At 73.6% G+C, this 14,497-nt stretch carries 16 protein-coding genes; 10 read left to right on the top strand and 6 right to left on the bottom strand.

The window, feature by feature from the left end:
• Positions 1-38: 38 nt before the first annotated feature.
• Positions 39-1,217 (top strand): acyl-CoA dehydrogenase family protein, encoded by a 1,179-nt coding sequence (locus ABD990_RS18640; protein WP_345381845.1) that lies wholly within the window; start codon positions 39-41, stop codon positions 1,215-1,217.
• On the opposite strand, the gene ABD990_RS18635 is transcribed toward ABD990_RS18640, so the two are convergent.
• On the bottom strand, positions 1,218-1,760 hold the full coding sequence (locus ABD990_RS18635; RefSeq protein ID WP_345381844.1) for a VOC family protein: 543 nt from the start codon (positions 1,758-1,760) through the stop codon (positions 1,218-1,220).
• A gap of 53 nt (positions 1,761-1,813) precedes the next feature.
• On the opposite strand from ABD990_RS18635, the gene ABD990_RS18630 reads away from it, so the two are divergent.
• Positions 1,814-2,413 (top strand): hypothetical protein, encoded by a 600-nt coding sequence (locus tag ABD990_RS18630; RefSeq protein WP_345381843.1) that lies wholly within the window; start codon positions 1,814-1,816, stop codon positions 2,411-2,413.
• Positions 2,414-2,422: 9 nt separating this feature from the next.
• On the opposite strand, the gene ABD990_RS18625 is transcribed toward ABD990_RS18630, so the two are convergent.
• Positions 2,423-2,872: a tryptophan 2,3-dioxygenase gene (locus ABD990_RS18625; RefSeq protein WP_345381842.1), complete on the bottom strand. Its 450-nt coding sequence runs from the start codon at positions 2,870-2,872 to the stop codon at positions 2,423-2,425.
• A gap of 74 nt (positions 2,873-2,946) precedes the next feature.
• Here ABD990_RS18625 and ABD990_RS18620 point away from each other — a divergent pair, with 74 nt between their 5' ends.
• The gene (locus ABD990_RS18620) at positions 2,947-3,399 is read left to right on the top strand and encodes an MSMEG_6728 family protein (RefSeq protein WP_345381841.1); all 453 of its coding nucleotides are present in this window, start codon (positions 2,947-2,949) and stop codon (positions 3,397-3,399) included.
• 8 nt (positions 3,400-3,407) lie between these two features.
• Here the strand turns inward: ABD990_RS18620 and ABD990_RS18615 are convergent, their stop codons facing one another.
• Both ABD990_RS18615 and ABD990_RS18610 read right to left on the bottom strand, forming a co-directional pair.
• Entirely contained in the window at positions 3,408-4,187 is a 780-nt protein-coding gene (locus tag ABD990_RS18615) for an SDR family NAD(P)-dependent oxidoreductase (RefSeq protein ID WP_345381840.1), read from the bottom strand.
• Between the two features lie 31 nt (positions 4,188-4,218).
• Positions 4,219-5,445: an acetyl-CoA C-acetyltransferase gene (locus ABD990_RS18610; RefSeq protein ID WP_345381839.1), complete on the bottom strand. Its 1,227-nt coding sequence runs from the start codon at positions 5,443-5,445 to the stop codon at positions 4,219-4,221.
• Positions 5,446-5,573: 128 nt separating this feature from the next.
• Between ABD990_RS18610 and ABD990_RS18605 the strand changes: the two genes are divergently transcribed.
• Positions 5,574-6,446, top strand: coding sequence for a beta-keto acid cleavage family enzyme (locus tag ABD990_RS18605; protein ID WP_345381838.1), 873 nt, complete (start codon positions 5,574-5,576; stop codon positions 6,444-6,446).
• A 52-nt stretch (positions 6,447-6,498) separates the two neighbouring features.
• On the opposite strand, the gene paaK is transcribed toward ABD990_RS18605, so the two are convergent.
• Positions 6,499-7,758 (bottom strand): phenylacetate--CoA ligase PaaK, encoded by a 1,260-nt coding sequence (gene paaK, locus ABD990_RS18600; protein ID WP_345381999.1) that lies wholly within the window; start codon positions 7,756-7,758, stop codon positions 6,499-6,501.
• Positions 7,759-7,826: 68 nt separating this feature from the next.
• The gene (paaZ, locus tag ABD990_RS18595) at positions 7,827-9,863 is read right to left on the bottom strand and encodes a phenylacetic acid degradation bifunctional protein PaaZ (RefSeq protein WP_345381998.1); all 2,037 of its coding nucleotides are present in this window, start codon (positions 9,861-9,863) and stop codon (positions 7,827-7,829) included.
• Positions 9,864-9,969: 106 nt separating this feature from the next.
• Here paaZ and ABD990_RS18590 point away from each other — a divergent pair, with 106 nt between their 5' ends.
• The 6 genes from ABD990_RS18590 to paaD all read left to right on the top strand — a co-directional run bounded on the left by ABD990_RS18590 (position 9,970) and on the right by paaD (position 14,384).
• Entirely contained in the window at positions 9,970-10,797 is an 828-nt protein-coding gene (locus ABD990_RS18590; protein WP_345381836.1) for an enoyl-CoA hydratase/isomerase family protein, read from the top strand.
• Positions 10,794-11,435 carry a TetR/AcrR family transcriptional regulator gene (locus ABD990_RS18585; RefSeq protein WP_345381835.1) on the top strand — a complete coding sequence of 214 codons (642 nt, stop codon included), beginning with the start codon at positions 10,794-10,796 and terminating at the stop codon, positions 11,433-11,435. The genes ABD990_RS18590 and ABD990_RS18585 overlap by 4 nt, the downstream gene beginning before the upstream one ends.
• 97 nt (positions 11,436-11,532) lie before the next feature.
• Positions 11,533-12,483 carry a 1,2-phenylacetyl-CoA epoxidase subunit PaaA gene (gene paaA / locus ABD990_RS18580; protein ID WP_345381834.1) on the top strand — a complete coding sequence of 317 codons (951 nt, stop codon included), beginning with the start codon at positions 11,533-11,535 and terminating at the stop codon, positions 12,481-12,483.
• 74 nt (positions 12,484-12,557) lie between these two features.
• Complete coding sequence (gene paaB, locus ABD990_RS18575) at positions 12,558-12,869, top strand: 1,2-phenylacetyl-CoA epoxidase subunit PaaB (RefSeq protein ID WP_345381997.1); 312 nt, start codon at positions 12,558-12,560, stop codon at positions 12,867-12,869.
• Positions 12,870-12,939: 70 nt separating this feature from the next.
• The gene (gene paaC, locus ABD990_RS18570; protein ID WP_345381833.1) at positions 12,940-13,881 is read left to right on the top strand and encodes a 1,2-phenylacetyl-CoA epoxidase subunit PaaC; all 942 of its coding nucleotides are present in this window, start codon (positions 12,940-12,942) and stop codon (positions 13,879-13,881) included.
• Between the two features lie 5 nt (positions 13,882-13,886).
• On the top strand, positions 13,887-14,384 hold the full coding sequence (gene paaD / locus ABD990_RS18565; protein WP_425569624.1) for a 1,2-phenylacetyl-CoA epoxidase subunit PaaD: 498 nt from the start codon (positions 13,887-13,889) through the stop codon (positions 14,382-14,384).
• The last annotated feature ends 113 nt before the right edge of the window (positions 14,385-14,497 follow it).

Raw genomic sequence — 14,497 nt, 5'->3', positions numbered from 1 at the left:
TGATGGGCCCGGCCGCACCGCCGACCGGAAGGACCGTCGTGGACTTCACGCTCCCCGAGACCGCCCTCGCCGTCCAGGAGGGCGTGCGCGCGATCGGCGCCCGCTACGACCACGCCTACTGGTCGCGGCTGGAGGAGGAGCACCGCTTCCCGTGGGAGGTCTGGACGGACCTGGCCGACGGCGGCTGGCTCGGGCTGACCGTGCCGGAGGAGTACGGCGGCGGCGGGCAGGGGATGCTCGAGCTGGCCGTGGCCTGCGAGACCCTGGCTGCGTCGGGCGGGACCGGCGGGACCTTCCTCTACGTCCTCACCCCCGGCTTCGGTGCGACCACGCTCGCCCGGCACGGCAGCGAGGAACAGAAGAAGCGGCTGCTGCCCGGCCTCGCCTCGGGCGGGACCCAGTTCTGCATGGCCCTCACCGAGCCGGACGCGGGCAGCGACGCGCTGCGCATCCGCACCCGCGCGGTCCGGGACGGCGGCGACTTCGTGATCAACGGACAGAAGATCTGGATCTCCGGGCTGGAGAACGCCGACTGGATGATCGCGATCACCCGCACCGTGCCCGCCGAGGAGGCGAAGCCCCGGACCAGCGGGTTCACCCTGTTCCTGGTCGACGTCAAGGAGGCCGTGGCCGCGGGGACCCTGCAGTACACCCCGATCCCGAAGCTGGGCAGCAACGTCGTCACCTCCAGCCAGGTCTTCTTCGACGACGTGCGGGTCCCGGCCGAGAACGTCCTCGGCGAGGTCGACGGCGGGTTCGCCGTGCTGTGGGACGTCCTCAACCCCGAGCGCATCCTCGCCGCCGCCGGCGGCGTGGGCACCGCCGACGCCGCGCTGGACGTCGCGGTGCGGTACGCGAAGGAGCGCCAGGTCTTCGGTCGCCCCATCGGCGCCAACCAGGGCATCCAGTTCCCGCTCGCGCAGATCAAGGCCAAGACCGAGCTCGGCAGGCTGATGACCTACAAGGCCGCGTGGCTCTTCGACCGGGGCCTGCCGTGCCACGCCGAGACCAACATCGCGAAGCTCACCGGCGCGCAGGTCGGGTGGGAGGCCGCCAACCAGGCCTTCCAGACCTTCGGCGGCATGGCGTACTCGAAGGAGTACCCGGTGGAGCGGCTGTTCCGCGACTCCCGCATCGCCCGCAACATCCCGGTCGCCGAGGAACTGGTCCTCGCCCACATCGGCACGCAGGTTCTGGGCCTGCCCCGCAGCTACTAGTCAGGTCAGGACGAGCGGCGGGCCCGAGTCGAGCAGCAGGCGCATCGACGGCGCGCCGTCCGGGCTCAGCGAGATGCCGGGGAGGCGCGGACCCGGCGCGACGACGCCCGTCATCCGGGTGGCGACGATCCCGCTCGCGCCCCCCGGGTGCGGCGGGACCGGCCGGTGCGACAGGCCGGCCAGCGTGGCGTCCGACAGCTCCGCGACGGCGAGGAAGGGCATGTCCGGCTCGCCCTCGTGGACCGCGAGGGTCGGTCCGTTCGGCACGGTGTACCGGCGGAAACGGCCCTCGGGCACCGTGCCGCGCAGCACGATCCCGAACGGGTACGCGGTGCGGGCGCAGCGCGCCGCGAACCCCAGCCCGGACGCCCGCTCGACCTCCGGCTCGTCGATCCACAGCAGCTCGACGTAGTGCCGGGAGAAGACGATCCGCCGGTTGCGGGTGCCCTGCCCGACGTGCCGGGTGCCGTCGTCGAGCAGCAACCCCTCGGGCGGGTCCGGGGGACCGGGCAGGAAGGCGATCAGGTGGTCCAGCTCCAACACCGGTCCAGCATCCCGTGCAGGCGTGGGAGTGCGGACGCGGGTATGCAGTGGGGGTGATCGATCGGTTCGACGGCTGGATCGCAGGCCTGGGCACGCGCGCAGGGCTGCGCGTCGTCGTGGGGCACTGGCCGCGCTCCCCGCTGGGCTCCTTCACCGACGTCATGGTGGAGCGCCCGGACGGGCACCGGATGCTGCTCGCGCCCGACGACCGCGTCGCCGGGTTCGTCTCGGCCACCTACACCTTCGACGAGGTGCGGCTCGGCCCGGTCGACCACGAGATCCGCGGCGACCGCCGGCAGGTCCGGGCGGGCCCGCTGGAGTGCGCGTTCGGGGTCGGCGGCCGGACCCCGCTCGGCCTGCTGCTCCGCGCGGTGCCCCGCCGGCTCGCGACCGCGCCCCGGTGGATCGGGACGATCGACGCCGTCGCCCGCCGCGTCCTGCCGGGGGTCCGGACCGTCGGCAGCGCGGGCGGTGGCCGCACGGAGTACTACGGCGCCCTCGACCTGCACCGCCTCACCGCCGCCGTGGTCCGGTGGGAGGGCGAGGACCAGGGCCCCCTCGCCCCCGTGCACCCACCCGTCCGCTTCGGCTTCGGCTCCACCCCCACGGCACCCAGCCTGGTCCGCATCACGACCCTCGTCGAGAGGCCCTGAGGCGCCTCGTCAGGCCGCGTGCAGCGGCGGGAAGAGCCGGTTCGCCAGGCATCCCTGCAGGTAGGGCACCCCGGCGGTGTAGCCCGAGCCCGGTGCGGTGCCGAGCATCCTGACGGTGAGCCCGCGGTGCGCGGACTTCCAGCGCTGCTGGGAGTCCTCCAGCGCGTGCAGCGCCCGGTCCGGCGCGAGGCGGTCCTCGGGCCGCAGGCGGTCGCGGCGCTCCCGGTAGGCGGCGCAGAGCGAGTCCTGGTCCTGCACGGCCAGAACCGCGGCGCGCACGCCACGGACGTTGCCGAAGGCCTCGGACCCCAGCCGCGCGCGGTCCGGACGGCCGCACGCGGCCTCGAAGCGCTTGTCCTGCGCGGACCGGATCGCGCTGGCGCCCTCGGTGAAGCGGCGCCGTTCGCTCCCGTGCCCGACCCGACGCTGCAGCGGGTTCGCCCCCTGGGGGTGCGGCAACCGAACGCACCCGCCGGAACGCCTTCCGCGCTCGCCCAGGTGGGGAGGCGCTTCCCGCGGGTACGTCCCCGCCGATGGTGCAGACCTTCCTCCCGTACCCCGACTTCGCCGCCAGCGCGAAGGTGCTCGACGACCGGCGGCTGGGCAAGCAGCGCGTCGAGGCGCTGCAGATCCTGCGCGCGCAGACCCGGGCGGGCTACGGCTGGCAGCACCATCCGGCGGTGCGGATGTGGCGCGGCCACCCCGAGGGCATCGCCGCGTACGCGCTGGCGATCTGCGAGGAGTGGGTGGCCCGCGGCAAGGCCGACACGGTGGCCGACTCGGTACGGGCCGACCTCGAGGCCGCGGGGCTCCCGCCGCCCCGAACCCAGGCCGAGCTCGCCGCGGCCGGCCGGCTCCCGGACTGGCTGGGCGACGACCGGCTCCACGGCAGCCACCGCCGCGTCCTGGTCGGGAAGCTGCCGGAGCACTACGCCCCGCTCTTCCCCGACGACGAGCCCGACCCGACGTACTACTGGCCGGTCTGACCCGGTGCTCAGCCCTTCGGCTTCAGGCTCGCCCCCGCGTCAGAGACCAGGGTGGTGCCCGTGATGTGCTCCGCGCCCTCGTCGCAGAGGAAGACGACGGCGACGGCGATGTCCTCGGGCGTGCCCGCCCGGCGCAGTGGTGTCGTCTTCTCCACCCGGCCGACCAGCTCCTCGTACCGCTCCTGGCCGAGGGGCCCGGAGAACCAGCGGGTGCCGATGAAGCCGGGGACCACGGCGTTGACCCGGATCTCCGGGGCGAGCGCCCGGGACAGCGACACGGTGAGCGTGTTCAGCGCGCCCTTCGACGCCGCGTAGGCGATCGACGAGCCCTCGCCGTCGAGGCTGCTGGTCGAGGACACGTTGACCACGGCCCCGTAGCCGACCTCGCGCATGTGCGGCACCACGGCGCGGGTCATCTGGTAGGCGCCGACGACGTTGGTGCGGTAGATCGCCTCGAAGTCCTCGGCGGTGAGCCCGTCGAGGTCGGAGTGGGGGACGATCCTGGTGCGGCCGGCGTTGTTGACCAGCACGTCGATGCGGCCCCAGCGCTCCGCGACCTCGGTGGCGACGGCCCGGCAGGCCGCGTCGTCGCCGACGTCGCCGCGCAGGGCGACGGCGTCGACGCCGAGCGCACGACACTCCTCCGCCGTGGCCTCGGCCTCGTCCGCGCTGCGGGAGTACGTGATCGCGACGCGGGCGCCGCGGCCGGCCAGGCGGCGGCCGACCGCCGCCCCCAGACCGGTCGCGCCCCCGGTGACGACGGCGACCTTGCCGTCCATGCTGCCCATGCCAGCAGCTTAACGATTGTTCAGCAGCGCGTCAGCTGAGGCGCTCGTAGATCACGGCCATGCCCTGCCCACCGCCGACGCACATGGTCTCCAGGCCGATGCTCTTGTCCTCCGCGCGCAGGCCGTTGAGCAGCGTCGCGGTGATCCGGGCGCCGGTCATGCCGAAGGGGTGGCCGACGGCGATGGCGCCGCCGTGCACGTTGAGCTTGTCGCCGAACGGGTCGATGCCGAGGTCGCGGGCCGAGGGGATGACCTGGGCGGCGAAGGCCTCGTTGATCTCGACGAGGTCGACGTCGTCGATGGTCATGCCGGCGCGGGCGAGCGCCTGCTTCGATGCCTCGACCGGGCCCAGCCCCATGATCTCGGGGGAGAGCCCGGTGACGCCGGTGGAGATGATCCGGGCCAGCGGGGTGATCCCGAGGTCGCGGGCCTTCGTGTCGGACATCACGATCAGGGCCGCGGCGCCGTCGTTGAGCGGGCAGCAGTTGCCGGCGGTGACGACCCCGTCCGGTCGGAAGACCGGCTTGAGCTGGGACACCGCGTCGTAGGTGACGCCGGCGCGGGGGCCGTCGTCGGTGTCGACGACGGTGCCGTCGGGCAGCGTGACGGGCGCGATCTCGTCGGCGAAGAACCCGTTCCTGATGGACTCCTCGGCGAGGTTCTGCGAGCGGACGCCGAAGCGGTCCATGTCCTCGCGCGACACGCCCTTGGCGCGGGCAAGGTTCTCCGCGGTCTGGCCCATGGCGATGTAGACGTCCGGCAGGGTGCCGTCGAGCCGCGGGTCGGTCCAGGTGTCGGTGCCGGACTCGGCGGTGGCCGCGGTGCGGGCCTCGGCGTCGGCGAAGGCCGGGTTGTGCGTGTTCGGCCAGGAGTCCGAGCTGCCGTTGGCGAACCGGGACACGGTCTCGACGCCGGCCGAGACGAACACGTCGCCCTCGCCGGCCTTGATCGCGTGCAGGGCCATGCGGGTGGTCTGCACCGACGAGGAGCAGTACCGGGTGACGGTGGTGCCGGGCACGGTGTCGAGCCCGAGCAGGACCGAGACGATGCGGCCCATGTTGTTGCCCTGCTCGCCGCCGGGCAGGCCGCAGCCGAGCATCAGGTCGTCGATCTCGGTCGGGTCGAGCGCGGGCACCTGGTCCAGGGCGGCGCGGACCATCTGGACGGTCAGGTCGTCCGGACGCATGTCCTTCAGGGAGCCCTTGCGCGCGCGGCCGATCGGGGAACGGGCCGCCGCGACGATCACTGCCTCGGGCACGGGTGTCTCCTTCGCTGGAGGGGTGGTGCTGGGTTCGAGTGTGCACCCCGGGCGGACGCCGGGGTTACCCGACGGTAGGGAATCACACGGGTTGTCGCGGTGCGCGCGGGCGGCGAGGGTACGGGGCCATGGACCGACCACCCGTGATCGTCGAGGTCGCCGTGAACGGGGCCACCCCGCGCAGGGTCAACCCGCACGTCCCCCGCACCCCGGCCGAGATCACCGCCGACGCCCTGGCCTGCGCGCGGCTGGGGGCCACGATCGTGCACAACCACAACGACGAGCCGATGTTCACCGCGGACGGCGTGCACGCGGCCGGGCCCTACCGCGCGGCGTGGGGACCGGTGCGGGAGCGGCACCCCGACCTGCTGCTCTACCCGACGATGGCGGCCGGCGCCCGGGGCATCCCGGTCGAGCGGCGATGGGCGCACGTCGCCGAGCTCGCCGGCCTCGGCGGCATGACCCTGATCGACCCGGGCTCGGTGAACGTGGGGCTGACGACGGACGGCCGGTGCCCGGCCCCGGCCGCCGCCGAGCCCTACCAGAACTCGATCGCCGACACCGAGTACATGTGCGCGCGCACCCGCGAGCTGGGCGCGCTGCCGAGCTTCTCGATCTTCGAACCGGGGTTCCTGCGCACGGTGGCCACGCTGCAGCGCGCCGGCCGCCTGCCGGCGGGCGGGATCGTCAAGCTCTACTTCGGCGGGACCCTGGAGTTCGGCCTGCCGCCGACGGGGACGGCGCTCGAGGCCTACCTGGAGCTGCTGCGCCCGACCGGCCTGCCGTGGTCGGTCGCGGTCCTCGGCGGCGACGTCGTGGGCTGCGGGCTCGCCGAGATCGCGATCGAGCGGGGTGGGCACGTCCGCGTCGGGCTGGAGGACCACGCGGGCGACCGCCGGCCGTCGAACACCGAGCTGGTGGAGGAGCTGCTCGCCCTCCTCGACCGCCTCGGCACCCGCCCCGCGACCCCCGCCGAGACCCGCGCGCTCCTCACCCCGTGAGTGCCTACTGCCCCTGGAACGGCAGTAGGCACTCACGACCACGGCGGACCTGCTACTTCGCGCGCAGGTCACGGAGGCGCTGCAGCTTGCCGACCGAGCGCTCCAGGGTGTCCGGGTCGACGACGTCGCAGGTCACCGAGACTCCGATGGTGTCCTTGACCGCCTTGACCAGCTCGACGGCCGCGGCCCGGCGGCGCTCCGCGGACGCGTCCGGCCGGGCCTCGACGCGGACGGTGAGGGCGTCCATCCGGCCCTGCGTGGTGAGCTCGAGCTGGAAGTGCGGCGCGAACCCGGGGGTGCGCAGCACGATCTCCTCGATCTGGGTGGGGAAGAGGTTCACCCCGCGCAGGATGATCATGTCGTCGCTGCGGCCCGTGATCTTCTCCATCCGGCGCATGGACGGCCGGGCCGTGCCAGGCAGCAGCCGGGTCAGGTCGCGGGTGCGGTAGCGGATGATCGGCAGGGCCTGCTTGGTCAGCGAGGTGAAGACGAGCTCGCCCTCCTCACCGTCCGCCACCACGGTCCCGTCCAGCGGGTCGATGACCTCGGGCAGGAAGTGGTCCTCCCAGATGTGCAGCCCGTCCTTGGTCTCCACGCACTCCTGGGAGACGCCGGGCCCCATGACCTCGGACAGGCCGTAGATGTCGACCGCGTGCATGTCCATGCGGTCCTCGATCTCGGTGCGCATCTGCTCGGTCCACGGCTCGGCGCCGAAGATCCCGACCTTCAGCGAGGTCGAGCGGGGGTCGACGCCCTGCCGCTCGAACTCGTCGAGCAGCGTGAGCATGTAGCTGGGGGTCAGCATGATCACGTCCGGCTCGAAGTCCCGGATCAGCTGGACCTGGCGCGGGGTCATGCCGCCGGAGACCGGGATCGCGGTCGCGCCCAGCTTCTCGATGCCGTAGTGCGCGCCGAGCCCGCCGGTGAACAGGCCGTAGCCGTAGGCGTTGTGCACCTTGTGCCCCGGGCGCCCGCCCGCGGCCCGGATCGACCGGGCGACGAGGCCCGCCCAGGTGTCGATGTCCCGCTCGGTGTAGCCGACGACCGTCGGCCGGCCCGTGGTGCCGGACGACGCGTGGATCCGCCGGACCTCGGCCTGCGGCACCGCGAACATCCCGAACGGGTAGTTCTCCCGCAGGTCGGCCTTGCTCGTGGTCGGGAACTTGGCGAGGTCGGCGAGGTCCTTGCAGTCGTCCGGGTGCACTCCGGCGGCGTCGAAGGACCGGCGGTAGTGCCGCACGTTGTCGTAGGCGTGCCGCAGGCTCCACTGCAGCCGCTCGAGCTGCAGCGCCCGCAGCTCGTCCGTCGACATGCGCTCGGCCGGGTCGAGGGTCTGCGGGTGCGGCGCCTCGCCCAGCCGGCGGGCGGTGGTCGGGGTGCTCACTGACCGGCCTCCTTCTTGGCGACGAGGGTGAGGACGTCGTACCGGGCGACGGACTGGCCGTCCTGACGGGTGACGTCGGCGTCCCAGCGGACCTCGCCGTAGCCGGCGGACTCGCGCGGGGTGAGCTGCTTGCAGGTCAGGGTCACGGTGAGCTCGTCGTCGAACGTGACCGGGGTGAGGAACCGGAGGTTGTCCACGCCGAAGTTGGCCAGCACGGGGCCGGGGTCGGGGTCGACGAACAGCCCGGCGGCCAGGGAGACGATGAGGTAGCCGTGCGCGACGCGCTCGCCGAACAACGGGTTCGCGGCGGCGGCCTCGGCGTCCATGTGGGCGTAGAAGGTGTCCCCGGTGAACTCGGCGAAGTGCTCGACGTCCTCCTGGGTCACCCGCCGCGGGCCGGCGACGATGGTGTCGCCGGGCTTCAGCTCCTCGAGGTGCAGCCGGAACGGGTGCCGCTCGGTCTCGCGGCGCTCGGCGCCGGCGACCCAGCGGCCGGTGATCGCGGCGAGGGTGTCCGGGTCGGCCTGGACGGCGGTGCGCTGCATGTGGTGCAGCACGCCGCGGATGCCGCCCATCTCCTCGCCGCCGCCCGCGCGACCGGGCCCGCCGTGCACGAGCTGGGGCAGCGGCGAGCCGTGCCCGGTGGACTCCTTGGCGTCCTTCTCGTTCAGCACGAGGAGCCGGCCGTGGAAGGCGGCGGTGCCCAGCACGACCTCGCGGGCGAACGCGGGATCCGCGGTGACGATCGAGCCGGCGAGGCTGCCCTGGCCGCGCGCCGCGTAGTCGATCAGCTGCGCCGTGGACTCGTAGGGGAGGATCGTCGAGACCGGGCCGAACGCCTCGACCTCGTGCGGCTCGGCCCGCCGCGGGTCGCCGACCAGCAGTATCGGCGAGACGAACGCGCCGCGGTCGGCGTCGGCGTCGACCACCTCGACCTTCTCCGGGTCGCCGAACACGATCCGGCCGGCGTCGGCGAGGGCCTTGACGCTGCGGCGGACCTCCTCGCGCTGGTCCAGGCTCGCCAGCGCGCCCATCCGGACGCCCTCGCTGGCCGGATTGCCGATCACGGTCTTCGCGAGCCTGGCGGTGACGGCCTCGACGACGGCGTCGACCTGCGCGGCGGGGACGAAGGCGCGGCGGATCGCGGTGCACTTCTGCCCGGCCTTGACCGTCATCTCCGCGACCAGGCCCTTGACGAACAGGTCGAACTCCGCCGTGCCCGGGGTGGCGTCGGGCCCGAGGGCGGAGAGGTTGAGCGAGTCGGCCTCGGCGGTGAACCGGACGGCGTTGCGGACGATCGCGGGATGGGTGCGCAGGGTCTGCGCGGTGCTGGCAGAGCCGGTGAAGGAGACCAGGTCCTGGCCGGTGAGGTGGTCGAAGGTGTCGCCGAGCGAGCCGGCCACGAACTGCAGGCTGCCGGCCGGCAGGATCCCGGAGTCGACGATCAGCTCGACCAGCTTCGCGGTCAGGAAGGCCGTCGGGCTCGCGGGCTTGACCAGGCTCGGGACGCCGGCGAGGAAGGCCGGGGCGAGCTTCTCCAGCGGGCCCCAGACCGGGAAGTTGAACGCGTTGACCTGCACCGCGACGCCGCGCAGCGGTACGCAGAGGTGCTGGCCGAGGAAGGTGCCGCCGCGGCCGAGCGGCTCGACGTCGCCGTCGACGTGGACGGTGTCGTTGGGCAGTTCGCGCTTGGCCTTGGAGGCGTAGGCGAGCAGCACGCCTATGCCGCCGTCGACGTCGAACTTCGAGTCGCCGAGCGTGGCGCCGGTCCGGGCGGAGACGGCGTAGAGCTCCTCGCGGTGCTCGCGCAGGTGCTGGCCCAACGCCTTCAGCAGGGCCGCGCGCTGGTGGAAGGTCAGCTCACGCAGCGCCGGCCCGCCGGTCTCGCGGCCGTAGCGCAGGGCCGCGCCGAAGTCGATCCCGGCGGAGGAGATCCGGGCGATCTCCTCGCCCGTCACGGCGTCGTACAGGGGGCGGCCCTCGTCGGTCGGCGTGTGCCAGTTACCGGAGACGTGGCTGCGCAGGACCGGGATGCTCACGGGCGGTCTCCTCGTCGTCGGGAAGCCGGTGCGTCCGCCGCGGTCACTCGATCTCGCGGCGAACGATCGTTCGGTTGCTCGGAGACGCTAGCATGACCGCGTGCAGACGAACAGTGGTGCGGCCGAACCCGAGGGCCCGGCGGTCCTCGTCACCGCCGACGAGAAGGACCCGGCCGTCGCGATCGTCACGCTGAACCGGCCGCGGAAGCGCAACTCCCTGACCGTCGAGGTCAAGGAGGCGCTGCTCGAGGCGCTGCAGCGGGTGGGGTCGGACGCCGCGGTCCGCGCGGTCGTCCTGACCGGGACCGGCAAGTCGTTCTGCGTCGGGCAGGACCTCGGCGAGCACGTCGAGTCGCTGCGGGGCGACGCCTCGACCTCCTTCGACACGGTCGAGAAGCACTACAACCCGATCGTTCGGGCGATCGCCACGATGCCGAAGCCGGTCGTCTGCGCGATCAACGGTGGCGCCGTCGGCGCGGGCCTCGGCTTCGCGCTGGCCTGCGACCTGCGCGTCGCGGCCGAGGGCACCACGTTCGCCACGGCCTTCGCCGCCATCGGGCTCACCGCGGACTCCGGGCTCTCGGCCAGCCTGGTGCACTCGCTCGGCGCCGCCCGGGCGACCGAGCTGCTGCTGCTCGGCGAGTCCTTCGACGCGCAGCAGGCGCTGGCGTCCGGCCTGGTCCGGGCCGTGGTGCCGGCCGAGGAGGTGCTCGGCGCCGGGCTCGAGCTGGCCCGCCGGCTCGCGGCCGGCCCCACCCTCGCCTACGCAGAGATCAAGAAGGCGGTCGCGATCGGCGCGGTGTCCTCGCTCGACACCGTGCTGGCGAACGAGGGGGAGGGGCAGGCGCGGCTCGGCGTCACCCGCGACCACCGCGAGGCCGTCGAGGCGTTCCTGGAGAAGCGCACGCCCGTGTTCGAGGGCCGATGACCGCCGCGCCGTCCGAACCGCCCCCCTCCGCGCGCACCCGCCGCGCGCGGGGCGCCGCCGGTGCGCGCCGGCCGGTCTACGACGCGTCCTCCCTGCTCGCGGTGGCCGTGCAGGAGTTCAACACCCGCGGCTACGACGCGACGTCGATGGAGGACCTCTCGCGCGCCGCGGGGATCACGAAGTCCTCCTTCTACCACCACGTCAGCGGCAAGGAGGACCTGCTGCGGGCCGCGCTCAGCCGGGCGCTCGACGGCCTGTTCGGCATCCTCGAGGAGCCCGCGGCGCAGGAGGGCTCGGCCCTGGACCGCCTGCGGCACATCATCTTCCGCCAGGTCGAGGTGCTCACCTCCGAGCTGCCGTACGTCACGCTGCTGCTGCGGGTGCGGGGCAACACCGAGACCGAACGGTGGGCCCTGGCGCGCCGCCGGGCGTTCGACGCCTCGATCGCCTCGCTGGTCGCCGAGGCCGTGGCCGACGGCGAGGTCCGGGCCGGGGTGGAGCCCTCGCTCGCCGCCCGCCTGCTCTCCGGCACCGTCAACTCGATCATCGAGTGGTACCGGCCCGGGCGGCCCGGGTCCGAGTCGCTGCCGGCCGAGGTCGTCCGGATCGTCTCCGAGGGGATCATCCCGCCCGCCTGAGCCCGCGACCCCGCGGCCCGAACTCCCGACCCCGGTTGCGTTCATGGCACCCGTGCGTCATCATCAGACGAACGAACATTCGGTACGGAGGTTCCCGATGACGGTGACCGACCAGCCCGGCGCGGAGCTGGAGGCGGGGTTCGACCGGCTGATCCAGGCGGACCAGCGGATCGAGCCGCGGGACTGGATGCCCGAGGCCTACCGCAAGACGCTGATCCGCCAGATCGCGCAGCACGCGCACTCGGAGATCATCGGCATGCAGCCGGAGGGGAACTGGATCACCCGGGCCCCGTCGCTGCGGCGCAAGGCGATCCTGCTGGCCAAGGTGCAGGACGAGGCCGGCCACGGGATGTACCTCTACGCGGCGGCCGAGACGCTCGGGGTGGACCGCGAGGAGCTGACCGAGAAGCTGATCGAGTCGAAGCAGAAGTACTCCTCGATCTTCAACTACCCCACGCTGACCTACGCCGACGTCGGCGTGATCGGCTGGCTGGTCGACGGCGCCGCGATCTGCAACCAGGTCCCGCTGTGCCGCTGCTCCTACGGGCCGTACGCGCGGGCGATGGTGCGGATCTGCAAGGAGGAGTCGTTCCACCAGCGGCAGGGCTACGAGCTGCTGCTGGCGATGGTGAACGGCACGCCGGAGCAGAAGGCGATGGTCCAGGAGTCGGTGGACCGGTGGTGGTGGCCGTCGCTGATGATGTTCGGTCCGCCGGACGGGGACTCGCCCAACACCCAGCAGTCGATGGCGTGGGGCATCAAGCGGCACACCAACGACGAGCTGCGCCAGCGGTTCGTCGACATGACCGTGCCGCAGGCCGAGGCGCTGGGCGTCACGCTGCCGGACCCGAACCTGGTGTGGAACCCCGAGCGGCAGGCGCACGACTACGGCGAGCCGGACTGGAGCGAGTTCAAGGCCGTCATCACCGGTGCCGGCCCGACCAACGCGCAGCGGCTGGCGCACCGCCGCCGCGCCCACGAGAACGGGGCCTGGGTGCGCGAGGCGGCCCGGGCCTACGCGGACAAGCAGAAGCAGGTGTCGGCATGATCCCGGGCGACGAGACCCCCGAGGTGACCGAGGTGACCGCGGAGGGCGGGCACGGCGCCGTCCCGACGACGGGCGTGGAGACCGGGCAGGGCGAGCGGCCGAGCCGGCGGACCTGGCCGCTGTACGAGGTGTTCGTGCGCGGCAAGCGCGGGCTGAACCACGTGCACGTCGGCTCGCTGCACGCCGCGGACGCGGAGATGGCGCTGCACAACGCGCGCGACCTCTACACCCGGCGCAACGAGGGCGTGTCGATCTGGGTGGTCAAGGCCGAGGACATCACCGCGTCCAGCCCGGCGGAGAAGGACCCGTTCTTCGCCCCGGCCGGCGACAAGGTCTACCGGCATCCGACCTTCTACGCGATCCCGGAGGAGGTGCCGCACCTGTGAGCGAGCTTGCGAGCGAACCCTGGGCACAGCGTCCCGGCGAAGCGTCGGCCGAGCGCAGCGAGGCCGGACGATGAGCCCCCACGCGATGGAGGAGGACGCGACCAACGCCTACCAGTCGCTGTCGGAGACCGCCGGGCACGACGACCCCCGCTGGGCGTTCGGCACCGGGATCGTCGAGGAGGAGGGCGCCGAGATCACCTCGCCGGCGCCCGAGGGCGCCGACCCGGCCGATCTGGCCGCCTACTGCCTGATGCTCGGCGACGACGCGCTGGTCCTGCAGCACCGCCTCTCCGAGTGGGTCGCGAACGCCCCGGAGCTGGAGGAGGAGGTCGCGCTGGCCAACGTGGCGCTGGACCTGCTCGGCCAGGCCCGGGTGCTGCTGGCCCGCGCCGGCCACCTCGGCGCGCGACCGGCGAGCGGCGCGCCCGCGGAGTGGACGGACGAGGACGCCCTCGCCTACCTGCGCTCCGAGGCCGAGTTCCGCAACGTCCGGCTCGTCGAGCCCACGGACGACCTCGACTTCGCGCACTGCGTCGCCCGGCTGCTGCTGTTCGCGAGCTGGCGGCTCGCCGTGCTGCACCGGCTGCAGGACTCGGCGGACCCGGTGCTCGCCGCGGTCGCGGCCAAGGGCGTCAAGGAGCTGACCTACCACCGGGACTACGCGGCCCGCTGGGTCGTCCGGCTCGGCGACGGCACCGCGCTCTCGCACGAGCGCGTGCAGGCCGGCCTCGACGCCGTGTGGCCGTACCTCGAGGAGCTCTTCCGCACCTCGGACGTCGAGCGCCGGCTCGCCGGGCAGGGCGTCGCGGTCGACCCCGCGACCGTCCGCGAGGAGGTCGACGCCGTGCTGGACCAGGTGATCGGCACCGCGACGCTGCGCCGCCCGGGGATCCCGGCCGCCGGCACGATCGGCGGGCGCGGTGGCCGCGAGGGTGTGCACACCGAGAAGCTCGGGCACGTCCTGGCCGACCTGCAGGGCCTGGCCCGCCAGCACCCGGGGGCGACGTGGTGACCGGGGTGGCCCGGTCGACGGCGCGGGAGGTCGTCGCCGAGGTCGTCGACCCGGAGATGCCGATGCTCACGCTCGCGGACCTCGGGGTGGTCCGTGCGGTCGACGAGACGGCCGACGGGGTCACCGTGACCCTCACCCCGACCTACTCGGGCTGCCCCGCCATCGAGGTCATGCAGGCGGACGTCCGCGCCGCGCTGACCGCCGCCGGGTACCGGGACGTGCGGGTCCGCACCGTGTTCTCGCCCGCGTGGAGCACGGACTGGATCTCCGACACCGGCCGCCGCAAGCTGGCCGAGGCCGGGATCGCGCCGCCCGGGCCGGCCCCGCGCACCGGGGCCGGGCCCGTCCCGCTGACCCTCGCGCCGCCGTCGACCCGGGTCCGGTGCCCGCGCTGCGACTCGCCGGCGACCGAGGAGTTCTCCCGCTTCGGCCCCACGGCCTGCACCGCGCTGCGCCGGTGCCCGGAGTGCCGCGAGCCGTTCGAGCACATGAAGGAGATCTGAGTGAGCACCGCGACGGACGCCCGCGCCGGCACGTCCGGCACCGCTCCCGGCACGGGCACCGACACCGAGGTCGTCACCCCGCGGGCCGCCGGCTTCCACACGCTCACGGTCGG

Origin of the sequence: Pseudonocardia yuanmonensis (assembly GCF_039542425.1) — a bacterium.
GTDB lineage: Bacteria > Actinomycetota > Actinomycetes > Mycobacteriales > Pseudonocardiaceae > Pseudonocardia > Pseudonocardia yuanmonensis.
This window is presented reverse-complemented; position numbering and strand designations above follow the sequence as displayed.